23 protein-coding genes, 1 other RNA gene and 1 pseudogene are annotated in these 24,501 nt (G+C 31.5%); 12 read left to right on the top strand and 13 right to left on the bottom strand.

The window, feature by feature from the left end:
* Positions 1 to 1,538: pseudogene (locus tag AAFP94_RS12430) on the bottom strand (hypothetical protein); the annotation flags it as partial.
* Positions 1,539 to 1,996: 458 nt separating this feature from the next.
* Here AAFP94_RS12430 and AAFP94_RS12425 point away from each other — a divergent pair.
* The 4 genes from AAFP94_RS12425 (at position 1,997) to AAFP94_RS12410 (ending at position 6,257) form a co-directional block, all read left to right on the top strand.
* The gene (locus AAFP94_RS12425; RefSeq protein ID WP_316663062.1) at positions 1,997 to 2,485 is read left to right on the top strand and encodes a SixA phosphatase family protein; all 489 of its coding nucleotides are present in this window, start codon (positions 1,997 to 1,999) and stop codon (positions 2,483 to 2,485) included.
* Between the two features lie 176 nt (positions 2,486 to 2,661).
* Positions 2,662 to 4,725 carry a polyphosphate kinase 1 gene (gene ppk1, locus AAFP94_RS12420; RefSeq protein ID WP_316663061.1) on the top strand — a complete coding sequence of 688 codons (2,064 nt, stop codon included), beginning with the start codon at positions 2,662 to 2,664 and terminating at the stop codon, positions 4,723 to 4,725.
* A 1-nt stretch (position 4,726) separates the two neighbouring features.
* Positions 4,727 to 5,632, top strand: a complete 906-nt coding sequence (locus AAFP94_RS12415; RefSeq protein ID WP_316663060.1) for a Ppx/GppA phosphatase family protein — start codon at positions 4,727 to 4,729, stop codon at positions 5,630 to 5,632.
* 97 nt (positions 5,633 to 5,729) lie between these two features.
* Positions 5,730 to 6,257: a porin family protein gene (locus AAFP94_RS12410; RefSeq protein ID WP_316663059.1), complete on the top strand. Its 528-nt coding sequence runs from the start codon at positions 5,730 to 5,732 to the stop codon at positions 6,255 to 6,257.
* On the opposite strand, the gene miaE is transcribed toward AAFP94_RS12410, so the two are convergent.
* Genes miaE through AAFP94_RS12395 form a run of 3 tightly spaced genes read right to left on the bottom strand, consistent with a single transcriptional unit; the run spans position 6,254 to position 9,185 of the window.
* On the bottom strand, positions 6,254 to 6,835 hold the full coding sequence (miaE, locus tag AAFP94_RS12405; protein ID WP_316663058.1) for a tRNA-(ms[2]io[6]A)-hydroxylase: 582 nt from the start codon (positions 6,833 to 6,835) through the stop codon (positions 6,254 to 6,256). The two genes, AAFP94_RS12410 and miaE, sit on opposite strands and share 4 nt — an antisense overlap.
* Positions 6,836 to 7,405, bottom strand: a complete 570-nt coding sequence (locus AAFP94_RS12400) for a hypothetical protein (protein ID WP_316663057.1) — start codon at positions 7,403 to 7,405, stop codon at positions 6,836 to 6,838.
* A 10-nt stretch (positions 7,406 to 7,415) separates the two neighbouring features.
* Positions 7,416 to 9,185, bottom strand: coding sequence for a DNA polymerase III subunit gamma/tau (locus AAFP94_RS12395; protein ID WP_316663056.1), 1,770 nt, complete (start codon positions 9,183 to 9,185; stop codon positions 7,416 to 7,418).
* Between the two features lie 102 nt (positions 9,186 to 9,287).
* On the opposite strand from AAFP94_RS12395, the gene rnpB reads away from it, so the two are divergent.
* An RNA gene (rnpB, locus tag AAFP94_RS12390) (RNase P RNA component class A) lies at positions 9,288 to 9,594 on the top strand.
* 58 nt (positions 9,595 to 9,652) lie between these two features.
* On the opposite strand, the gene AAFP94_RS12385 is transcribed toward rnpB, so the two are convergent.
* The 7 genes from AAFP94_RS12385 to AAFP94_RS12355 all read right to left on the bottom strand — a co-directional run bounded on the left by AAFP94_RS12385 (position 9,653) and on the right by AAFP94_RS12355 (position 15,002).
* Entirely contained in the window at positions 9,653 to 10,420 is a 768-nt protein-coding gene (locus tag AAFP94_RS12385) for an SDR family NAD(P)-dependent oxidoreductase (protein WP_316663055.1), read from the bottom strand.
* A gap of 85 nt (positions 10,421 to 10,505) precedes the next feature.
* Positions 10,506 to 11,255: a hypothetical protein gene (locus AAFP94_RS12380; RefSeq protein ID WP_316663054.1), complete on the bottom strand. Its 750-nt coding sequence runs from the start codon at positions 11,253 to 11,255 to the stop codon at positions 10,506 to 10,508.
* Positions 11,256 to 11,283: 28 nt separating this feature from the next.
* Positions 11,284 to 11,805, bottom strand: coding sequence for a nuclear transport factor 2 family protein (locus AAFP94_RS12375; protein ID WP_316663053.1), 522 nt, complete (start codon positions 11,803 to 11,805; stop codon positions 11,284 to 11,286).
* Between the two features lie 35 nt (positions 11,806 to 11,840).
* A complete protein-coding gene (locus AAFP94_RS12370) occupies positions 11,841 to 12,755 on the bottom strand; it encodes an ester cyclase (protein WP_316663052.1) in 915 nt (304 codons plus the stop codon).
* Positions 12,756 to 12,919: 164 nt separating this feature from the next.
* On the bottom strand, positions 12,920 to 13,456 hold the full coding sequence (locus AAFP94_RS12365) for an RsmD family RNA methyltransferase (protein ID WP_316663051.1): 537 nt from the start codon (positions 13,454 to 13,456) through the stop codon (positions 12,920 to 12,922).
* A gap of 3 nt (positions 13,457 to 13,459) precedes the next feature.
* Positions 13,460 to 14,284 carry a DUF3822 family protein gene (locus tag AAFP94_RS12360; RefSeq protein WP_316663050.1) on the bottom strand — a complete coding sequence of 275 codons (825 nt, stop codon included), beginning with the start codon at positions 14,282 to 14,284 and terminating at the stop codon, positions 13,460 to 13,462.
* Positions 14,268 to 15,002: a hypothetical protein gene (locus AAFP94_RS12355; protein WP_316663049.1), complete on the bottom strand. Its 735-nt coding sequence runs from the start codon at positions 15,000 to 15,002 to the stop codon at positions 14,268 to 14,270. The genes AAFP94_RS12360 and AAFP94_RS12355 overlap by 17 nt, the downstream gene beginning before the upstream one ends.
* Positions 15,003 to 15,131: 129 nt before the next feature.
* Here AAFP94_RS12355 and AAFP94_RS12350 point away from each other — a divergent pair, with 129 nt between their 5' ends.
* From AAFP94_RS12350 to AAFP94_RS12320, 7 genes are all read left to right on the top strand, one after another.
* Positions 15,132 to 16,556, top strand: a complete 1,425-nt coding sequence (locus tag AAFP94_RS12350) for an ATP-dependent DNA helicase (protein ID WP_316663048.1) — start codon at positions 15,132 to 15,134, stop codon at positions 16,554 to 16,556.
* An 80-nt stretch (positions 16,557 to 16,636) separates the two neighbouring features.
* Entirely contained in the window at positions 16,637 to 17,365 is a 729-nt protein-coding gene (kdsB, locus tag AAFP94_RS12345; protein WP_316663047.1) for a 3-deoxy-manno-octulosonate cytidylyltransferase, read from the top strand.
* Positions 17,356 to 18,060 (top strand): HAD family hydrolase, encoded by a 705-nt coding sequence (locus AAFP94_RS12340; protein WP_316663046.1) that lies wholly within the window; start codon positions 17,356 to 17,358, stop codon positions 18,058 to 18,060. The genes kdsB and AAFP94_RS12340 overlap by 10 nt, the downstream gene beginning before the upstream one ends.
* Entirely contained in the window at positions 18,061 to 18,678 is a 618-nt protein-coding gene (locus AAFP94_RS12335) for a CatA-like O-acetyltransferase (RefSeq protein ID WP_316663045.1), read from the top strand.
* Between the two features lie 46 nt (positions 18,679 to 18,724).
* Positions 18,725 to 19,807, top strand: a complete 1,083-nt coding sequence (locus AAFP94_RS12330) for an iron-containing alcohol dehydrogenase family protein (RefSeq protein ID WP_316663044.1) — start codon at positions 18,725 to 18,727, stop codon at positions 19,805 to 19,807.
* Between the two features lies 1 nt (position 19,808).
* A complete protein-coding gene (locus AAFP94_RS12325; protein WP_316663043.1) occupies positions 19,809 to 20,357 on the top strand; it encodes a 1-acyl-sn-glycerol-3-phosphate acyltransferase in 549 nt (182 codons plus the stop codon).
* Between the two features lie 167 nt (positions 20,358 to 20,524).
* Complete coding sequence (locus AAFP94_RS12320) at positions 20,525 to 21,262, top strand: slipin family protein (protein ID WP_316663042.1); 738 nt, start codon at positions 20,525 to 20,527, stop codon at positions 21,260 to 21,262.
* On the opposite strand, the gene AAFP94_RS12315 is transcribed toward AAFP94_RS12320, so the two are convergent.
* Both AAFP94_RS12315 and AAFP94_RS12310 read right to left on the bottom strand, forming a co-directional pair.
* Complete coding sequence (locus AAFP94_RS12315; protein ID WP_316663041.1) at positions 21,259 to 21,834, bottom strand: carboxymuconolactone decarboxylase family protein; 576 nt, start codon at positions 21,832 to 21,834, stop codon at positions 21,259 to 21,261. The genes AAFP94_RS12320 and AAFP94_RS12315 overlap by 4 nt on opposite strands.
* A gap of 250 nt (positions 21,835 to 22,084) precedes the next feature.
* Entirely contained in the window at positions 22,085 to 24,493 is a 2,409-nt protein-coding gene (locus tag AAFP94_RS12310; protein WP_316663040.1) for an ABC transporter permease, read from the bottom strand.
* Between the last annotated feature and the right edge of the window lie 8 nt (positions 24,494 to 24,501).

Raw genomic sequence — 24,501 nt, 5'->3', positions numbered from 1 at the left:
GTTCTCTCTAAAGACCAAGAACATTGGTCACCAGAAAGTGTTTGGCTTACAAACGAAGCAGTAACGGTACCACAGTCGTCAGAGTAAGCAGCTTCAATAGCAGCGACATCTGTAGCCGTAGTTACGATACCATCGATTTCAGTTTCATCGGCACACGCATTGATACCAGACGTACCAGTAGGTGTTGTACCCGTAGCAGCATCCTGATCAGAGCCAGAGTGCGTGATGGTTTGTCCTGGTAGTGTGTTTCCACAGTCATCAGAAACACTAAATGTATAGGTAACAGACCAACTACAATTATCTCCACTTACAGCAGAGGTATTTGTTAATGTAGCTGTTACAACACTTGTATTATCTGTATATCCATCTGCAGCAGCAATTGGATCAAAAGCTGGTATAGCTGGTAAAGCGTCTGCTGCACAGGCATTAATTCCAGTAGTACCTGCTGGAGCTGTTCCAGTAGGTGCTTCAGAATCACCAGGTGATATTGTAATACTTTCTTGATCAGTACATCCGGCAGAATCTGTTATTGTAACTGTTATGGTTCCTGGACCAGCACCTGTAAAAGTTAATTGCGTTGGTGGAGGGCCATTCATAAAAGTTGATGCTCCTGTATTATTAGAATCTACATTAAATGAATATGGAGGTGTTCCGCCACTAGCGGTAAAACTACCAGAACCATCACTTGTTGTACAACTAGGGTCTGTACTTGAAGGTGTATTTGTTAATTCCAAAGGGAAAATCAATGTTTCAGAATAAGGCTCTAAATTGGTATTACCATTTACATCTGTAACTTTTAAAGTTGGATCATATGGTGGACTAGATTGATCGTATAAAACAATAGGACTAGATGCAGTACCTCCTAAATAAGTACCTCCATCATAATTCCAGACATATGTATAAGGAGGTGTTCCTCCAATAGTTGTTGATTGAAATGTTACAGTAGATGTTGATCCTGTTGTACAAGCAGTGTATTCATATTGTACAGCCAATGGTGTTGATACAATTAAATCTGAAGGGAATTGACATTGAGAAGAACTGTAAGTACTACAATTATAGGGAGAATTTGGACCAGGTGATCCAGGTAATGATGTCTTCCAAACAACTAAAAGATTCTCTAAAGTTAAAAGTTCTCCACAAGTCCAATCAAAAGGACCATAAACTAAATACTCTGTGATTCCTTGATTTGAGCTAGGTAAAGTGCCTAAATATTCATTAATTGGGACAGGAGTATCTCCAACCATTAAATCGGCAAAAACCCTTGCGCCATAAACAGGAGCATTCCTATTACTAGAAACACCGGCTATCATATAGACATTTATAAGTGTACCAGGTTCACAACTGGTATTTGTTAAAGGTGTACCAGGAACATTAGTTGCACTCAAGTAAACACTTTCAATCGAAAAGCTATTAGCAGTACAATTGTAACCGCATGTCCTTAAGTCGATTTGTGCAGAAAGGTTAGTTATTCCAAAAAGAACTAACAGTAGTAATACTGCATGTCTTTTCATATTAAATTTAAAGGTATTGGTTTCCATAGGCCCAAGATTTGAGATAACTTAAGTTATTTTGTTATAAGTATAGTGCTTGAAATACATAATAGTATTGCAAACAAAAATTTGATTTTAAAACTTAATGAGGGAATAGCAGTGGATAAGGTTGCTAAAGATGTAATTAGATTTGGGGTCATAATTCTATTCTTCTTATTATACAAAACAACTTATAAGCTTCTATTAAATCAAAAATAAATGTTAAATCACTTAAATAATCGATAAAATGAAAATCATAAACTTTTTATCGTTAAAAAAATAATTTCACCATTAGTGTTTTTATTAGTTTTATATAAATTATCTTTAAAACGATTGATTATTTATATATAACTCGTATCATGATTTATTTCAATAACTCATTTTAAGTTAAATTATGGTGCCAAAGTAGTTCATTAATCGGAAAAAAACAACATTTTACCGATAAAAAATGCATTTAAACGATAAAAATGAAGAAAATAATTTTTGTAAGGCATGCAAAATCATCATGGGAGTATGATGTGCCAGATTCTGAAAGACCTTTGAAAAGTCGCGGTGTTACTGATATTTTTAATATTTCTAACAAATTTAAAATGAGTAATATACATATTGATGCTGTGTACTCAAGCCATGCTAAAAGAGCCGCTGATACTTGTGATATTTTTGTTGAAAACCTTGGAATTTCAACAAAAATTGTCCAAATTTCAGACAAATTATATGATTTTAGTGGTGACAACGTGGTGAGTTTTATCAAATCTTTAGATGATTCACTTCAAACTGTAGCCATTTTTGGGCATAATTATGCTTTAACTTCAATCGTTAATACTTATGGAGATAAATATATTGATAATGTACCAACTAGTGGTCTGGTAATGATTGATTTCAATATAGATCATTGGAAAAATTTGTCAAAAGGACAAACGGTTTTAGTATTAATTCCTAAAGACTTAAGAACCTAGAAGAATAGGTTTTGGTATTTACGCCTTCCAAAAAGTAATTTTAATCTTATCAGTGAATAATTGATGTTGTGCATTTATATATAAAAATGTGCATTGTAATTTGATATCAATATAAAATATAAAGTCATTAATACTCATTAAAAATAAAATATCTTTGTACAGATTAAAACAAGAGAATGATTAAAACCCAGATAAAAAATAACATATATATTAATAGAGAAATAAGTTGGCTCGATTTTAATGCCAGAGTTTTACAGGAGGCCGAAGATGAAAATGTCCCTTTAATAGAGCGATTAAGGTTTTTAGGTATTTTTTCTAATAATTTGGACGAATTTTTTAAAATACGTTACGCAACAGTAAAGAGAATTGATGAAGCTGGCAAAGGAGGTAAAAGCGAGTTAGGTGGTATAAGAGCAAAAGATCTCTTGGAAATTATTACTAATAGGGTAATAGAGCTTCAAAGTGAAAGTTTAAAGATTTTGGATGACATTCAAAATAAGTTGCAGGATGAAAAAATATTTATCATTGATGAAACTCAAATTACTAACGTTCATCATGAGTTTGTAAAAGACTACTTCATTCAAAAAGTTAGCCCAGCACTTGTTACCATAATTTTAAGCGAAGCTGTAAACCTACCTAACCTTAAGGATGATGCCGCATATTTAGCAGTAAGAATGCAAATGAATAGCAATAAAGTTCATTATGCATTGATTGAAATTTCAAAATCCATGGATCGTTTTGTTGTTTTACCTAGTATAGACGATAAAAATTATATTATAATCCTTGATGATTTATTAAGATATTGTTTAAATGACATCTTTAACATCTTTGACTATAAAAGTATCTCTGCCCATATGATAAAAATAACAAGAGACGGAGAACTGGATTTTGAAAGTGATTTTAGTAAAAGTTTTATAGAGAAAATATCAGATAGTGTAAAAGATCGTCAAACAGGAGATCCTGTGAGATTTGTTTATGATAAGACCATTGCAGAAAGCACATTGCAATATCTTATGAATAAGATGAATATAGATTCTACAGATAGTATTATTCCAGGTGGACGCTATCATAACCGTAGGGATTATATGGATTTTCCAAGTTTAGGCAGAAATGATTTATTGTATAAAAAATATAATGGACTGGCGGTAAAAGGATTAAGCCTTGAAGGCAGTATATTTCAAGCCATTGCTAAAAAAGATTACCTAATCTATACACCTTATCATACATTCTCTTATATTGTTAAATTCCTTCGTGAGGCAGCTCTCGATCCAACAGTAAAAACAATTAAAATTACAATTTACCGATTGGCGCAAATTTCACATGTTGCAAGTTCTCTTATTAATGCGGCTAAAAATGGAAAAAAAGTAATGGTTTCTATTGAGATAAGGGCACGTTTTGATGAACAAGCTAATATAGATTATGCAGAACAAATGGAAAATGAAGGGATTACCCTATTTTTTGGGGTTCAGGGATTAAAAGTACATAGCAAAATGTGTGTAATTGAACGTGAGGAATCAAAGAAGATAAAAAGATATGGATTTGTTAGTACTGGAAATTTTAACGAATCAACAGCCAAACTATATACAGATTATACGCTATTTACATCAAATCAAAGTGTACTAAAAGATATAAATAAAGTATTTAACTTTTTTGAATTCAATTATAAGATGTATAGATATAAACATATCATTACGTCACCACATTATACTCAATCTTCTATATTTAAGCTTATTGATACCGAAATAAAAAATGCAAAATTGGGTCAGTTTGCCAGTATAAGACTAAAGCTAAATAGTATTTCAAGTTATACTATGGTTGATAAACTTTATGAAGCAAGCAGAGCTGGAGTTAAAGTTCAGATGATAGTTAGAGGAATTTGCTGTTTGATTCCGGGTATAGAAGGTATGAGTGAAAATATCGAAGTAATAAGCATAGTTGATAAATATTTGGAGCATACAAGACTATATATATTCGAAAATTCTGGAAATTCGAAAGTTTATATATCTTCAGCAGACTTGATGACCAGGAACATAGAAAATAGAGTAGAAGTAACATGTCCAATTTATGACGAAGATATAAAGCAAGAATTAATAGACACCTTTAATATTTGTTGGAGTGATAATGTAAAAGCAAGAAAGATTAACAGCTCAAAGAAAAATGAATACAAAGTTGATGATCTTCCAAAAGTAAGATCTCAATATGCTACTTATGATTATTACTTAAAAAGATTACAAAGTTAGTATGCTCTCAATAAAAAAATATGCAGCAATCGATATTGGCTCTAATGCGGTAAGATTATTAATCTCAAATATTATTGAAGAAAAAGGAAAACCAACTCTGTTTAGAAAAAGTTCATTGGTTAGGGTACCTGTACGTTTAGGTTCCGATGTTTTTCTTAAAGATAAAATTTCAAAAGAGAACATTAATAGAATGGTAGAGACAATGACAGCCTTTAGGTTGTTAATGAATACACATAAGGTAGTCAAATATAAAGCTTGTGCTACTTCGGCTATGCGTGAGGCTACTAATGGACAAAAAGTGGCAGAATTAATATTAAATCAATCACAAATAAAAATTGATATTATTGGTGGAGAAGAAGAAGCCGCAATTATTGCTGCAACAGATTTGCATGCTTACCTCGATGATTCAAAAACGTATTTATATGTAGATGTTGGTGGAGGTAGTACAGAGTTCACAGTCATTCATAACGGAAATTCAGTAGCTTCAAAATCATTTAAAATTGGGACGGTTAGATTGCTTAATGATATTGTTAAAAATGAATCTTGGTTTGAATTAGAACGCTGGATAAAAGAACAAACAAATATGTATGAGAAAGTAGAAGTTATAGGCTCTGGCGGAAATATTAATAAAATATTTAAAATTTCAGGTAAGGCTTTAGGAAAACCACTAACTTATTTTTATTTGACTTCCTATTATAATACACTTCAAGGCTATTCTTATGAGGAAAGAATAACACAACTTGATCTAAATCAGGACAGAGCAGACGTTATTATACCAGCAATTAGAATATATCTTTCAGCAATGAAATGGAGTAGAGCAAAACATATCTATGTTCCTAAAATAGGATTGGCAGATGGCATCATAAAAAGTATGTATTATAAAACCATTTCTAGCAATACACAGTAAAAGTTTGCATTTAAACTTAAAAATATCAACTTTTTAAGAAATTAATTTATATTCGACGCATAAATCGATGCTAATGATTTAGCCCAAACCTATAACTATGAAAAAAATTATTTTTTTAACCGTACTACTTTGCGTTTCTTTTTATGGATTTTCACAAGACGCCAAATATGGAGTAAGAGCAGGATATAATATATCCAATCTTGACTTTGACGGAACACCAATTAATGAAAACAAACACCGAAATGGATTCATGATCGGATTTTTTGGAGAATATAGTCTATCAAAGACAATCTCTTTAGCTCCAGAACTACAATTTTCAGCCGAAGGAGCCAAACGAGAAGCTTTTAAGTTAGATTATATTCAACTTCCATTATTATTCAAATTTAGAATAAGTGAAAAGTTTGCACTTGCAGCTGGACCACAAGCTGGTGTAAAAGTTCATAAAACAGATGATGGTATAAAAAACTTTGCATATTCTGGTGTGGCAGGAGTAGAATTTAAGATTTCTCATCAATTTTTTGCTGATGCAAGATATACTTATGGATTCTCAAATATATTTGAAGATTATATACCGGCTGAAGCCATTAATACTAATATTCAATTAGGACTTGGTTTTAAGTTTTAACCGTGAATAGTCTCTTTTTTTCCTAGATTTTTCATTATTTCAGACTCATATTCAAGAAGTTGTTGCCATTTGGTATCAACTTCTTTTCTATTGCCATATTGTCTGGCAAATCCTAAAAACATGGTATAGTGATTAGCTTCACTTACCATGAGGTATTTATAAAATTCTGCTAATTCAGGATCCTGTAATTCTTCAGAAAGCAACCTGAACCGTTCACAACTTCTAGCCTCAATAAGTGCAGCGTATAACAGTCTGTGAACGAGTTGTGTTGTTCTGCTTCCTCCTTTTGGAAAGAATTTTACAAGTTGCACTACATAATCATCTTTTCTATCTCTGCCTAAAGTCCAGCCACGCTCAAGAATTTTATCATGAACCATCTTAAAATGACTGATTTCTTCTTTAACCAAAGCAACCATTTCTTTGACTAAATCTGTATATTCCGGAAAGCTAACAATTAAGGATATAGCTGTACTTGTCGCTTTTTGTTCACAAAATGCATGGTCGGTAAGTATTTCTTCAATATTTTTTTCGACAATATTAACCCAGCGAGGATCTGTTGGTAGTTTTAAACCTAGCATTTAGATATATTCTTTTTTAAGTTGTTTCCTTAATATAAACTTACCAGTATCTTCAATGTAAATTTTGTAAACTGAACTTACTACATTATCAATTTTTGCAAATGTTAAATCTACAACTAACAAATTATCCAAATAACTAGTCATTTCATCAATCTCAACATTTTTTAATGTAGTATCTTCCAAATTTGCAGAAGACACTAAAGAGCTACTTAAAAATTCTTTATTTATTATGTTGTTAAAAATTTCTGAATTTTGTTTGTAAACAACTATATGAGCATTAAATTCTCGATGGTGTTCTTTGTATTGAATTGCATCTTTTTTAAAGGATTTTAAAACAGATGTATTCATATCGGAATATAACTTTATTGCAATCCTGGTTCCATCACTTAAAATAGTATCTGTAGTGATTTCGGTATAAGTTTCTGGAATATATGTTATGTGTTCTGAAAATGAATCTATCAACTTATTTTGCTGTATCATTTCTTGATTAGATTTATGGACTCTATCTCGACCATCGCAGCAAACGCAAGTAATTATTAAAGCTATTATAAATAATATTAACCTATTCATATTTAATTAGTTATATATCCAGATCGAAAGTTTTTCTTAAAGAGTCAATAAGCTTATTTTTTTCTTTAAGTTTTTCGTATTTCTCTCTAGGAGTATATGCATATTGTTTTTCCAATTCCTCGTTTACATTTATGCTTAAATCTATGCTAAAGTTATTTAATTTCTTTCTTAAGAAACTTAATAATTTGCCCTGATGTCTTTCTATTTCTACTTTGTTTGTCTGGTTAGGAAAAGTTAAATGAATTGTTGTCCCTTTAAGCGTAGGTTTATCTATAGAAAGAATTGATGCCAAATTAAATTGACCTTTTTTTTCTATGGAGCTAACATATTTTGTCCAAACTTTTTGCATTGCATCTTCAGTAAAATCTTCCTTGGGTAGATCCTCTTCATCAATAATAACTTCCAGCTGTCTTAATTCATATTCCTTTTTTGTTTTTATACTGCTCAAAGATAAACCTGAAACACGTTTGTTATCTTTCTTTAAAATAATCTTTGGCGGTTCTTTTACTAAAGTTTCCGAAGATGAAAGCAATTCTTCTTCCTCTATTTCTATTTCAGATTTTTCTATCTCGTATTCTTTAATAGGCTCTTTCTCAATGACTTCTTCTTCAGCTGAATTAATAACATCAGATGTTTTAGGAATAGTAATAGCAATAGGTTGTATACCTTTTGATTTAAAGTAAGAAGGAGGAATGATTTTTAGACTGTTATTTTTTTTTTCTCCATCAAATGTGATAGAGGCAAGTTGCATAAGGCATAACTCTACCAGCAATCGCTGATTCTTACTGGTTTTGTATTTAAGGTCACATTCATTAGCCAGTTGGATACCTTTTATCAAAAACTCTTGTGATGTTTTTTTAGATTGCTCATTGTATTTAGACGAAATCTCTTCTCCAACCTCAAGCAATTCAATAGTTTGTGGATTTTGACAAACTAACAAATCTCTAAAATGACTGGCCAATCCAGAAATAAAATGATGGCCATCAAAACCTTTGGAGAGTGTTGTATTGAAGCTTATTAATAATTCTGGAATATTGTTTTCTAGAATAAGATCAGTGACTTTAAAATAAGTTTCATAGTCTAAAACATTTAGATTTTCAGTAACGGCTTGTCTTGTCAAATTTTTGCCCGAAAAACTAACTACACGATCAAAAATTGAAAGTGCATCACGCATCGCACCATCTGCTTTTTGAGCAATAATATGAAGAGCATCGTCTTCGGCAGTTACATCTTGCTCTTTGGCTATATATTTTAAATATTCTTTTGCGTCTTTAACCGTTATTCGTTTAAAATCGAATATTTGACAACGAGAAAGTATTGTTGGTATTATCTTGTGTTTTTCTGTGGTTGCCAAAATGAAGATACAATGCTTTGGTGGTTCCTCTAGTGTTTTTAAAAAAGCATTGAATGCCGATTGAGACAACATGTGAACTTCATCTATAATATACACTTTGTATTTACCTACTTGAGGTGGAATACGAACCTGATCAGTTAAATTTCTAATGTCATCTACAGAATTGTTTGAAGCTGCATCCAATTCAAAAATATTGAAAGCAAAATCCTCATCCTCTTTTTCGGTGCCATCGCTATTAATCATTTTGGCCAGAATTCGTGCACAGGTCGTTTTACCTACACCTCGAGGACCTGTAAATAATAGAGCTTGAGCCAAATGATTGTTTTCAATAGCATTTAAAAGCGTATTTGTAATAGCAGTTTGACCAACAACATCCTTAAACGTTTGTGGTCTGTATTTTCGCGCTGATACTACAAAGTGTTCCATTGAAGAAAATTAGAATAACAAAGTTAAAAATTCAACTTAAAATTAAGAATTATCGTCTTGCAATTTAAAAGGAGTTATTAACAATTTATGTACTTTTGCACTCAAGTAGATGGCCTTATCGCTGTTTGTTTTTACAAATGGAGGAAAGTCCGAACACCATAGTGCAACATAGTGGTTAATAGCCACCAACCGTGAGGTTAGGAAAAGTGCAACAGAAAGGATGTACAGGTCATGCTGTAGTGAAATCAGGTAAACTCTATGTGGTGCAATGTCATGTAAACCAACGTTAGAGGGCTGCACGCTCGATTGTTGGAGGGTAGGCAGCTAAAGTTTGCTGGTAACAGTAAACGTAGATAAATGATAAGGGCTCGAAAGAGTACAGAATTCGGCTTATAGATTTACTTATTTAAACAGAAGTGCGACTATTTGGTCGCATTTCTGTTTTATAATACATTATCGTAACTATTTTAAAATATCGAATAACCACCATCAACACGAATAGTTTCTCCTGTAATAAAATCAGAAGCTTTAGAAGCTAAAAAGACAGCCGTTCCGGCTAATTCTTCTGTTTGACCCCATCTACCTGCTGGCGTTCTAGCTATTATCTCGTCATTTAATGGCATTGTTTTAACAGGTGCTGTCATATCAGTTTCAAACCAACCTGGTGCAATCGCATTAACTTGAATATTATTTGGTGCAAATTCTATAGCCGTAGATTTTGTTAATTGAATGATTGCTCCTTTGGCAGCAGCATAAGATGGAATTAACCCAGAACCAAAAAAGGAGTACATGCTTCCAATATTAATGATTTTTCCTCTTTTTTGTTTTATCATTGATTCCCCTACATGTTTTGAAAGTAAAAAAACAGAGTTCAATTGTGTTTCAATTACATTATCCCAATCATCAGGTGTTTCATTTAAGATACCACCACTTAATGATACATTCCCAGCGTTATTTACGAGAATGCTAATTGGCCCTAATGTTTCTTCAATTGTTTTGATAGTTGGCTTAAGATCCTCTCGATTTGTCAAATCAATCGTAATAGCAATAGCAGGATTTCCTATAGTTTTGAGCTCCGCAAGCACACTTTGATTTTTTTCTTTGTTTCTACCCAGTATTGCAACGGATGCTCCTGATTCTGCTAAACCAATGGCAATAGCTCTTCCAATTCCACCATTACCTCCTGTGACAAGGGCAACATTTCCAGAAAGATCAAATAATTTTTGTGTATTCAATGTAGTTGTCTGTATTAATAAAAAAAGGCCATGATGTAATGCACAGCCTTTTTAATTGTTAAAATAATAATTTTATAACTGTTATCTATTCAGAAGGAGAATAACCTAAATCTGTTCTTATCCAACCTGTATATTCTTCAAATTTTGACGTAGCTTGCATAAGCTTCTGAAAAACCGGTTTTGCGTCTTCTCCTAAAAGCTCATCATTGGCCTTACCTTTTGTTGCAGAGTCAATGGCATCTTTGGCAGAAACAGCAACCATATAATAATCTCCATCTGTACCAAAACCAGCATGATATATTCTGAAATGTTCTTTAGAACCCTTACTTGCAAACATGTCTTTAACCCCTTTTATAGCCTCCCTAATTTTACCATGATTTTCTGGAGTGTGATATAAGAAATAAAACTTTCTGTAGTTTTGTCCTTCTTGAGTCATAGTCATGCCATCTGGCATATAGCTTAATTCATCATTCAATACAAGAATATAGTCTCCATGTCTATCATAACACTTATTAAAACGTTGGAAAATATTACCAAAGTCGTCACCCATTTTTTCAGCCATATCTGCAAAAGGATTTGCATCAAGTTCTGCAAAATTTTCAATTGGGCTTACATACATGTACCTGTTATCATTTAAAGAAACTGTAATCCATTTGGTTTGAGGATTATGTTCTTTACAGGCATCAGTAAATTCTTTAGCAATCTTATTATATTCGCCCACATGAGAAGGATTTACATAATCTACATGTACTTGATACATTTTTTGTGCATTAATAAAGTTAATTGACAAGAATAAAACTAATCCTGCCATTAAAGTTGTTTTTAATAGTTGCATAATTGTTATTTATTAGTTGCTAATAATATTATTCTTCAGTTGATTCTGCTTCTTCACTGGCTTTAGCGGCTTCCATTGCAGCAAATTCTGCATTCATGCCAGTGCCATCATAGTAAACGTGTTCTTCCACTATTTTACCATCAACAAATTGCACAGCTAAATGAACAGGAATTACTAATTCTTTACCGTTTGCTGCAAATGTTCCTTTGTGAGCAGCCCAATAATAAACCCAGGTTTCATCTTCTTTGTCAAGTACCATTTCAATAAATTCTCGATCATGGTTGAACCCATAAGAAGACATGGCACTAGCCATAGATTGTAAACCATCGGCTCTTTCTTCAAGACTCATAGGTTTGATAGAATTAACAAATATTTTTGCTGTATCAACAAAATGGCTTTTCCATGCGTCCCAATCGCCAGACTCATAGGCCTTAATACCTGATTTTAAAGTTTCAATTTCAGGGGAATCGGCAAAATAGCGTTGTGGTTTTTGTTCTTGGCAAGCGATAAATAGGACTAAAGTAAGTCCGAGTAAAAATAGTTTTTTCATTTTTTTAGTGTTTATTGATTTAGTATTAAGTTATTTTAATTTAAAGTTTTACCTAATTGTTGCATTAGGTTTAATTGGTCATAGAATACATTTTCCTCATCCAATTTTCCGTCTCCATTAAAATGAAGTCTTGATAGGCCTGAAATCTTAACTTTTTTGCCTGTTGGAGGTGACCCGGCAAACTCTCCAGTATTAGTTCCAGTCATTTCCCAATGAACAAAGATAGTATTGTTAAATATAGGTGAACGATGCGGATTGGTTATTTTAAAATCTGGAAATCCAGTAAAGAAGACACTCATACTTTCAACTAATTCCTGTGGATTTGATGCCACTTTTACATCGTTCATATATCTCACATAATTATCTGCTAAACCGTCTTTTAGGACTTCTGTATTTTGTTTATTCAGAAATTCATTGACAAATGTATCTACCTTTGCGATTATGGCCTTATCTTCAACAGGCATATTATTGGCTTTTTCAATTTCGCTTAATGCTTGAGTAATTGGAGCAGAGTCCCAATAGTTATACAATTGTACTACTTTGCCATCGACATATTCGGATGTGATATGAACTGGGATATCTATCTCTTTGTCATTGGCTTTTAGTTTTCCTCTCCATGTCGCCCAATAATTCACCCAAGTTTCATCATCGCTATCCAATACCATTTCCATAAAGGATCCTTGGTCTATAAATCCATAGGATGAAAAGTTTGATAGTAAATTGAGTTGCCCTTTTTTAAAATCGTCAATATTAACTGACTTATTGGAATTGACGAAAAATTTTGCAGTATCAGCAAAATGTGCACTCCAAGCATCCCAGTCACCATTTTTGTATTGTTCTAGACTGGTTTTAAACGAAGTGATTTCAGGAGATTCGGTAAAATAGCGTTGTTCATTTTGGCATGATGTAAATAAAATGACAGCAAGACCAAGTAATAATAGTTTTTTCATGAGTAGTTGTTTAGTTAATTAAAGATTAACCATAAAATAAGTTAATAATAAAATAAGTTTATGAAGAAAAGGGTCAAATAATTTAGATTTCTAATTTACAATTTACTAAAAATAAATGAGATACAGAAATATCTTACGTATATTAGAATAAAAAGATTAAAATTTTATGAGCTAAAGAAACTGAACACGCTTCCTCCATAATTTTTGGAGTATTTAAAATTGGGAAACTCTGAAAGGTTTGTATGTTTAGAATGTTCAACAATTAGAATACCGCCATCCTTTATTAAGTTATTTAGAAATACTAAATATGGAATTCTAGAAAACTGTTCTAAAGTGAAAGCATAAGGAGGATCTGCAAAGATTATTGTGGCTTTAAGTTGTGTATGTTCTAAAAACTTAAAAACATCACTTTTAATGGTTTGTATTGTCATTTCAAACTCACTTGAGGTTTTATTAATGAATTTAATACATCCCAAATCCTGATCTACCGAAACAATGTTTTCTGTTCCTCTTGAGGCAAATTCATAACTTATACTGCCTATTCCAGAAAATAAATCGATTACAGAAATTTCATTAAAATAATAGTGATTGTTTAAAATATTAAAAAGAGCTTCTTTAGCCATATCTGTGGTAGGTCTAACAGGTAGATTTTTTGGTGCATTTATACGTCTGCCTTTATATTTACCCGAAATAATTCTCAAAACTTAAAAACTATTTAATAAAACGAAGTTGGAATGATCCTGACTTAAATCTTCTGAAATTGATAAATTATTATGATGTGAATTTCCTAAATCAACAAACCTAATATACTTGTAAGCAATTTTAAAAAGTGCGTGTTCTTTGTCAATATCGCCTAATAGTAAGACCTCTAAAGTTTCAGGATTTAGCTTTAATTGCTCTATTGTAAAGAGCGTATAGTAGATGAAATCTTCTTTGGTCAAGAAATCGAACATATTATAAAAAAGTAATTTGCCTTTTTGAACAACTATAATTTCAAAATGTACTTGAGATATATTGATGTACATTTTAGATTTAGCAGAGTTTTTTTCGATTTTTAAAATATGATCTATAAGAATTGTTGAAAAATGTTTGTAAGAGAATGTTCCATACTTTTCATAAATAAAATTATTAATATTCACATAAGGCACATAAACATTTACACTATCATTAGCTGCAATTTCATCAAAAGCTATAAAATCTGATTTAAGTATTTTGGAATTAAACTTCAAATAATCAGCTAATGAATCTTCATCAAATAAAGGTTTCGGAACTAAAGTAGAAAGCTCATTAACGTAAATAACATTAACTGTGTTGAAGGAGTTTTTTAAAATTTCCTCTTTAGCAAAAATATCTTTAACATGGTCTAGGAGTTCAAAAGGGGTGAGTTTTTTATTAAAACCAAAATGTTTTATATGTGTGATGGTTTTGGAGCTTTCTTCTAGAACACAAAAAGAAAGTCCATTCAAACTTACTTGAATGGACAATCTCAACTTTGTTAATATATCTAAATTATTATTCGTCTGAACCATAAACCTTTGGCCAGTTTCCGTTAGTTTTTACTTCATCCATAGATCCTACAATAAGAGCATCTCCGTTAACACCATCTACAGAAACGACTTCGTTTTCTTGAGCAATTAAATCTGGGTCTTGGTCTTGTAAGATGACCTCTTTTTTTACTTTGGCTTCAAATACAGGAATTTTTAATCCATTTTGTTCTAAAATCCCAGCTTTTAATTCAAACTTATCGTTTTCACTATGAGGTACGTTCATCATTGTTTTATATCGGTCAGAATTTTTAAACAAAGAATCTTTAACAGGCACAAAACCTAATGTATCAATGATTACTAAATCCTTAAACATGTCTATAGTAAAACGTCTTGTCATTTCTTCGTCTAGAACCGTAGTGTCTCTTCTTTGGGTGATTGTAAATTGTGCAGTATCAATAAACTTGACCAGTTCATCAAAGTTACCTGAAAACTTACCAGTAACTTGTCTATGAGCAAGTTGAGCGTCTCTAATATCTATTAATTTTTCAATAACTTCTGCATATCTCTTTTCTTTTACTTTATTGAATTGAATTGGTTCGTAAACAGACATATAAGTGCTATATCCTAGAAAAGCAATGAGTAACCAAAGCACTATATTTAGAACGGGTTTAAATTTAGATGGAATAAATTTGTCTACCAACCAGACTAAACCAATGGTTAGTAATATAACAGCTACTACAATTAAGATTATTGTCAACATAGGATATTTTTATTTTTATTTTTAATAAAAGGACTTTCACAAATCTACAATTTTTTTTTATTCGTAAAAACCAATGTACATAAAAATCATTTCTATCTTTGAAGATATATAAATTTATTAACCTTTTTAATGAATTCGTCCGAATTTTATTCTCTTTTAAATCAGCAGTTTCCATTTACACCAACTTTAAAGCAGGATATTGCGCTTCAACAGTTATCAGAATTCATTTTTAATTCTTCTAAAGACCAGGTTTTTCTATTAAAAGGATTTGCAGGTACAGGAAAAACTACCATTATCAGTTTAATAGTTACCAATCTATGGAAGGTTAAAAAAAGTGCAGTACTTATGGCTCCAACCGGAAGAGCGGCCAAAGTAATTTCTAACTATTCTAAAAAAGAGGCATTTACAATTCACAAAAAAATTTATTTCCCTAAAAAAGATAAAGGAGGAGGTGTAAAGTTTGTTTTGCAGCCCAATAAGCATAAAAACACGCTTTTTATTGTTGATGAAGCTTCTATGATTCCAGATATTCCAAGCGAATCTAAACTTTTAGAAAATGGTTCCTTGCTTGATGATTTAATACAATTTGTTTATTCCGGAAATCAATGTAAACTCTTATTAATTGGTGATACGGCACAATTACCACCTGTTAAATTGGATTTGAGCCCAGCACTAAATGAAAAAACCTTGAACTTAAACTATAATAAGGAAGTTACTACTATTGAGCTTGATGAGGTTGTTAGGCAAGAGCAAGATTCAGGTATTTTAATAAACGCTACTCAAGTAAGAGAATCTATTGATAATTCGTTTTTTGACAGTTTTAAGTTCAATTTAGAAGGTTTTAAGGATATAATTAGACTTGTTGATGGACATGAAATTATGGATGCTATAAATGATGCTTATAGCAATTTAGGTAATGAAGAAACTGCCATTATTGTAAGAAGTAACAAACGTGCAAACCTTTATAATCAACAGATAAGAAGCAGAATTTTGTTTAACGAAAATGAATTGACTGCTGGAGATTATTTAATGGTCGTGAAGAATAATTATTTTTGGGTAAAACCAACATCAGAGGCAGGCTTTATTGCTAATGGAGACATTTTAGAAGTACTTGAAATATTTAAAATTGAAGAACTGTATGGTTTTACTTTTGCCGAGGTTAAAGTCCGCATGGTAGATTATCCAAGAATGCGGCCTTTTGAAACCATGTTGTTGTTAAATACTATTTCGGCAGAGACACCTTCTTTATCCTATGAAGATTCAAATAAGCTATATCAAGAAGTTATGAAAGATTATGAAAATGAATCTAGTAAATACAGAAAATTTTTAAAGGTTAAGAACAATAAACATTTTAACGCATTACAAGTCAAGTTTTCTTATGCCATTACTTGTCACAAATCGCAAGGAGGTCAATGGAATACTGTATTTGTAGAACAGCCTTATTTACCAAACGGAATAGATAAAGAGTATTTACGTTGGTTGTACACTGCTGTAACAAGAGCTCAGGAAAAATTGTATCTTATTGGCTTTAAAGATGAATTTTTTGAAAATTAGGTTTTCTAAAAAGTTTAAACTTCATAAGACCTTAAATCTTTATTATTTATTATATTTTTGATGCTAACAAATTATTATTAATGAAGATAATTTCTATGATACCTGCACGTTATGCAGCATCCCGATTCCCAGGGAAATTAATGCAAGATCTTGGCGGTAAATCGGTAATTCTTCGTACGTATAATGCAACGGTGGCAACCAATTTATTTGATGATGTTTTTGTTGTAACTGATAGCGAAATTATTTTTAACGAAATTATAAGTAACGGTGGTAAAGCCATCATGAGTAAGAAAGAGCATGAATGCGGAAGTGATAGAATTGCCGAAGCTGTTGAAAATATGGATGTTGATATTGTAATTAATGTTCAGGGTGACGAACCTTTTACAGATAAGGAATCACTCACTAAACTAATTGAGGTATTTAAGTCTGATGATGAGAAACAAATTGATCTAGCATCTTTAATGGTTCATATTACCGACGAAAATGAGATTAATAATCCTAATACAGTAAAAGTGGTTGTTGATCAGTCAAATTTTGCGTTATACTTTTCTCGTAGCCTAATTCCTTATCCAAGAGATAAAAATACAGATGCCAAATATTATAAGCATAAAGGTGTCTATGCGTTTAGAAAAGAAGCACTTTTAGATTTTTATAGATTACCGATGACAATTCTTGAGGCTTCAGAAAAATTAGAACAATTAAGGTATTTGGAATATGGTAAACGCATAAAGATGGTAGAAACGAATGTGCAAGGCATTGAAATTGATACACCAGAAGATTTAGAACGTGCCAAAAAAGAATGGAAATAGACTATAGTCATATAAAAGTTATAGGTTTTGATGCAGATGACACGCTATGGGTTAACGAAACCTATTTTCGAGAAGCTGAAGAGGCTTTTGCACAATTACTTTCTGATTATGAAACACCAAATAAAATAGATCAAGAACTTTTTAAAATTGAAATTAAAAATCTCGATTTATATGGTTATGGTGTCAAGTCATTTATACTATCTATGGTCGAAGCTGCTTTAGATATTTCAAACAATGATGTTTCAATTCAAGTTTTAGATAAGATATTAAAAATTGGTAAAGACATGATTAATAAACCAGTTGTATTACTTGATGGCGTTGAAGAAGTTTTGAAAACTTTGTCACAGAAATACAGGTTAATTTTGGCTACTAAAGGTGATTTATTGGACCAGGAACGAAAATTGGAGAAATCTGGTCTTAATCAATATTTTCATCATATTGAGGTTTTAAGCGATAAAAAAGAAGAGAATTATTCAAAACTTTTAAATCATTTAGATATTAAACCTTCAGAATTTTTAATGATTGGAAATTCTTTAAAGTCAGACATTTTACCACTTGTTAATCTTAAAGCAAATGCTATTCATGTGCCTTTTCATACCACTTGGGTTCATGAACAGGTTAATGAAAAAGAAACCAATGGAAAAGATTATAGAACAATAAAAAGTTTAAGAGAGCTTTTAACAATATTGAATTAATTGAAGATATTAGATTTAAACACATGGAATAGAAAGCAACACTTTCAACATTTCAATAATTTGGAAGACCCTAGTTTTGCTATAACTGTTCCGTTAGACGTAACCAAAGCGTATAAATTTTCAAAAAAAAACAACATCTCTTTTTTTGGAAAATATTTACACGATTGCATGAAAGCTATTAATTCAGTGGATAATTTAAAATACAGGATTATTGATAACAAAGTTGTAGAATATGATGTTATTCATGCATCGCCGACAATCATGAGAGATGACAAAACGTTTGGATTTTCATTTATTGAATTTGATGAAAATTTGGAAGTTTTTTTAAATAATTTGCAAGCTGAAAAGTACAGAATTCAAAATTCTGAAGAGCTGTTTCCTGAACAAGAAGGGCTTAATTGTATTTATTGTTCTGCAATGCCATGGTTTCGGTTCACAGGACACAAAGAGCCGTTTTCAAAACACGGTATTTCAGTTCCAAAATTGTCTTTTAGTAAGGCAGAAAAACAAGATGAAAGATTAAAGATGAATGTTTCTATAAATGTTAACCATGCTCTGGTTGATGGTTATCATATAAGTTTGTTTGTCGAAAAATTTCAAGATTTTTTAAACCAGTAAAATTTAAAATGTGGTATTTTTACCTTTTGCAAAAAGAATAAATTGAATGAATTATAAAAACATCCCAATGGTACCAAGAGTTGTTTTTGGTAGAGGTAGTTTTAATCAATTAAACGAAATTATTTCTCCAAAACGACTTAATGTAAACGCACCTTTTATTTTTTTGGTTGATGATGTATTTAGAGGCGATTCTTGGTTAACGTCAAGAATACCTTTGGCTTACCAAGACAGACTTATTTATGTTTCTGCTAAAGAAGAACCTAAAACCTCTCAAGTTGACGAATTGGTTGAAGATATCATTCTTAAATCTAAAGAAAGGCCTTCTGGAATTATTGGAATTGGTGGTGGAACAATTTTAGATTTGGCCAAAGCTGTATCTATAATGCTTACAAATAATGGAAGTGCAAGCGATTATCAAGGTTGGGATCTTGTTAAAAATCCAGCGATTTATCATGTTGGTATTCCAACAATATCTGGAACAGGTGCAGAAGTTTCAAGAACAACTGTATTAACTGGACCAGATAAAAAATTGGGTATCAATTCAGATTTTACACCTTTTGATCAGGTTATCTTAGATTCAGAACTCACCAAAGATGTTCCCAAAGATCAATGGTTTTATACTGGAATGGATTGCTTTATTCATTGTGTAGAATCATTAAAAGGGACGTATTTGAATGCTTTTAGTCAAAGTTATGGTGAAAAAGCCTATGAACTGTGCAACCAATTATTTTTAGAAAATATTATTACCGACGAAGAAGCACAGGAAAAACTCATGATGGCTTCCTGGCACGGCGGTATGAGTATTGTTTATTCTCAAGTCGGTGTTGCGCATGCATTAAGTTATGGATTATCATATTTACTTGGTACAAAACATGGTATTGGTAACTGTATCGTTTTTGATCAATTAGAAGAATATTACCCAGAAGATGTTGCGCTTTTTAAAACGATGAAGCAAAAACATAATATTAAATTACCTCAAGGTATTTGTGCCAATTTATCTGATGAAGATTTCGATATTATGATCAATATTGCTTTAGAATTGGAACCGCTTTGGGAAAATGCTGTGGGTAAAAGTTGGAAAAAAACAATAACCCGAGAAAAGTTAAAGGAATTATACCAAAAAATGTAATATGCGCTGGCTGGCTAAATTCATATACTTTAAAATTTTAGGCTGGAAAGTTGTAGGTAATATAAATCTTTCAAAAAATTCGATTAAAAAAGCTGTAATAATTGCAGCACCACATACAAGTTGGCATGACTTTTACATAGGTGTTTTACTTCGAAAAGTTTTAAATATTAAAACAAATTTTATTGGCAAAAAAGAATTGTTTGTTGGCCCATTGGGTTGGTATCTGCGTGCTATTGGTGGTGCGCCAATTGACAGACATACTAAAGAAAATAAAGTTGATAAAATAGCTGGTTTATTTAATAATAACGATGAGTTTAGAATGACTTTAGCACCGGAAGGAACTAGAAAAAAGGTTGAAAAATGGAGAACAGGATTCTACTACATTGCTAAAAAAGCAAATGTTCCAATTATAATGATTACCCTTGATTTTAAGAATAAGCAAAATAAAATTTCTGAACCATTTTACCCTACCCAAGATAAAGATGCCGATTTTAAATTTATGTATAAATTTTATAAAGGTGTAGTAGGTAAAATCCCAATGTATTCCTAGTTTATTTTTGTATTATTTTGTATCTTTAAAACAATCGATCAACTTTAAATTAGCCTTCTATTATTGTTTCTTCTAAATATGTTTTAGGAGAATTGAGCTATTCTGTTGGAGCACATAACGGACTACCAACATTGTTTACAAGATAAACCCATTAAATTCAATATAGGATGAACCCAACATTAATTTTTAGTATCATTTTAGTCATATTCATATTTAGTGGTATTCGCATTATTTTTGAATATAAAAGAGCTTTAAAATTTAGGTTTGGAAAATATGTTAATACTTTAAAACCTGGTTTTAGATGGATTATTCCAATTATAGAAACTGTACAAGTGGTTGATATTCGTGTTATTACCATTAATATAGTATCACAAGAGGTTATGACCGAAGACAATGTGCCTTGTAGTATTGATGGCGTTGTTTTTTTTAAAATCAATGATCCTGAAAAAGCCGTATTGGAAGTAGAAGAATATCAATTTGCCATTACACAATTATCTCAAGCTGCTTTAAGGGATGTTTGTGGTAAGGTAGAATTGGACACAATTCTTTCTAAACGGGAAGAAATGGGAAAGAATATTAAAGGGATTGTGGAATTAGAAACTAAAGAATGGGGTATTAAAATTCTGGATGTTAAAATTAAAGACATTCAATTACCTGAAAATATGAAACGTATGATGGCAGGTCAAGCTGAAGCAGAGCGATCCAGAAGGGCAAGAATTATTCTGGCACTTGCCGAAGAACAAGCTGCAGGAAAACTTTTGGATGCAGGAAAACTTATAGACCAATCACCATCTGCAATAAAACTACGGCTTTATCAGACCTTGTCAAATATCGCGGCCGAAAAGAATTCAACAATTCTTTTCCCATTTCCTGAAGAGGTGTTGCCAAAAAAACCGAAAGATTAATAGTGATCCCAAGAATGTTCATCATCCATATTTTTTGGAGATAATCCTAAAATTTCGTTTTTAGTAGTTACACCAAGACCTAAAACGGTTCTGTTGGCATAATTAAAGTATGCTACCACTTGATTTACTTCTAATATTTCGCCATCGCTATACCCAAACGATTTAAGTTTGATAATATCTTCTTCAACTAATGCACTAGCCTTCAACGTTAGTTTGTTGGCATAATCAATTAAAGCCAATTCCTTTTCCTTTAGTATTTCAGACAAGGTATTATGTTCAATATGATACTTAATTAGATTTGCTTTTTTATCATCATTTAAAAAACGTTTCATTCCAGTAAAGTGGTGAACGTAGCAATATTGGCAGTCATTAATATAACTTGTAGAGGTTCCTAATAATTCCAGAAACCAATTAGGGAATGTATTATTGCTGTGATGTAATGTATTTTTGTAAAGTGCCATGTGCCCAGTTAGAGTATGTGGACGCAAACCATGAATGCTTAATACGTTATCAATTTGATTATTAGGACCTTTTATTCGGTTATAAATGGTTTTTAATTTTGCCTGTGGCATCTTCAAATGGAATGATTTTAATCCAGCTCATTATTGTCTGATTAGTATTTTGTTAAAAATAAGAATAAATTCAAACTAATATTATTGGAAATTTGCAATATGGCATACATTTTGAAATTATATAATTGTGAGTTAATGAAACATAAAGTAAACGTTTTGTCACTAAAAAGAAACATTGACTTACATGCTATTAATCAGTAAAAAAAGCTCTTGATATTCAAGAGCTTTTATTTGTTAAAACAACATTATGTTATTCGTATTTCAATGAATTAACAGGATCCGAATTTGCGGCGATATAAGCTTGTGAGCTTACAGTAATCAAAGCAATTATTAGCGCTAAAAATGTAGCAAGCAGATAAGGTAAAATAGGCATGTCTATTTGATATGAGAAATTGGACAGCCAATCTTTGGCCAATAAATATGTAATTGGCCACGCAAAAATATTAGCAATAAGCACCAATTTTATAAAATCTTTGGTGAGCATTGCCATTATACTAGATACAGTAGCGCCTAGCACTTTTCTTATCCCAATTTCTTTGGTACGTTGTTCAGCCGTATAGGACGAAAGCCCGTATAATCCCATTGCAGAAATGATAATGGCCAGAATAGTTAAGAAAAGAAACATAGTTCCAAAATTTTCTTGTTGTCTCAATAATGCTCCAAAATTCTGATCTAAAAATGAATATCTAAAAGGATGTGACGGTTCTAATTTGCCCCATTCTTTTTCAATAAAATCTATGGTAGCATTCATATCGTTTGGCGTAATTTTAAAAGATACCAAATGTGTGTAGTTGCTAATTCCTATAACCATTGGGCGAATAGGTTGATTAAAACCTTGTATATGAAAATCTTTGACAACACCAATTACGGTTCCGTAATTTGCTCCTTCGCTTGCATCATAGCTTTCAGCTATTCTCTTGCCAATAGGGTTTTCTATATTCAATTCTTTTACAGCGGATTCATTTAGGATATAATAATTCAAAGAATCTGAATCTTTTTTTTGATCAAATACTCTTCCTTCTAAAAGTTGGATACCTAATGTTTTAAAAAAGTCATAATCAACATGAATTTCCCGAATTAGAAATTGTTCATCACTACCTTCAAGTATATAAGATTCAACATCTGATCCTCCTCCGGGATAGTGGTCTGCACGAGAAATACTTTGGATGTTTTTATTCTTATAAAAAATATCCTTGTAATTTCTAAAATTTTCAAGCATAGTGCTAGTCTGAATAGGGACTATCATAACTTGATCACCTTTAAACCCAATATCTTTATTTTGAAGATAAGACAACTGTTTGAAGATAATAATCATACCAATTATTAGAATAGTTGAAGCAGTAAATTGAATTACTACAAGCCCTTTTCTTAACAGAGCTCCACTCTTAGTCTTTGTAAAATCTCCTTTTAATACTGCTATTGGTCTAAAATTAGAAAGGTAAAAAGCAGGATAACTACCCGCAAAGATACCATACAATAAAGTAACAATTAAAGCTAACAAAATAGTCTTGTTAATATTGCTATCAAAAAGAGTTAGCTCTGATTGCATAATGTTATTAAAACCTGGCAGAAATAACTCCACTAATATGAAGGCTAAAAACAAGGCTATAAGGCTTTGTATTATTGATTCTGTTAAAAATTGAAATATCAACATTTTACGAGATGCTCCAGAAACTTTACGTACCCCAACTTCTTTTGCTCTATTCCCAGAACGAGCAGTTGACAAATTCATAAAATTAATACCAGCTATAAGTATCACTAATAGAGCTATTCCTATAAAGACATATATGTAAGTTATATTTCCGTTTTCTCGAATTTCCTGGTCTAGATGTGAATGCAAGTGTATGTCTTTTAGAGGCTGCAGTTGTAATTCAAAGGCATTATTTTCATTCTCAATAAAGTCACTCCATGTAGTCTGTAAAATCCTTTCAATTTCAGGTTCAATTTTTTTTAGGATATTTATATCCATTTCTTTTTTAAAAGTAGTGACATTTACACCTTCATTTAATTTAAGATAAGTATACCAGTTATATCCAACCCAATTGTTTCGAACTTCATTATCAGATAGAAACATTTCAAATTTAAAATGTGCAGGACCTTTAGACTCTTTAACTATCCCTTTTACAATATAGTCCTCTCTTTCATCGAGATTTACAATTTGTCCCATGGCATTGTTATCGCCAAAAAATTTATTAGCAGTTTCTTGAGTTAGAACAATGGCATTATTCTCTTTTAAAGCTGTAATAGGATCTCCATGTACAAATTCATAATCAAATATTTTGAAGAAAGTACTGTCAACACTTGCAAAATTCTGAATATAAAGTTTAGTTTGTTCATGACGCATTAAAACTTCTTGTCTACCCACATTAACTCTCGTCGCAGTTTCTACATTAGGAAACTCTGTTCTTAATGTTTGAGCCATTGGATGTGCAGAAATAGGTGCATTTATTTTTTGCCCCATCAAAGCAGCATTTAAACCTGTTCTGTATATACGATCATATTCAGCCCAATGTTTGTCATAGCTAGTTTCATATTGTACAAATAGATACACTAATATTGAAACTGTTAAACCCAAGGCAAGACCTAGAATATTGATTACAGCATATATTCTGTTCTTATTAAGACTTCTGAAGGCAACTTTTAAATAATTTTTAAACATAACTAACT

The organism is Gilvirhabdus luticola (assembly GCF_040117515.1).
GTDB lineage: Bacteria > Bacteroidota > Bacteroidia > Flavobacteriales > Flavobacteriaceae > Gilvirhabdus > Gilvirhabdus luticola.
This window is presented reverse-complemented; position numbering and strand designations above follow the sequence as displayed.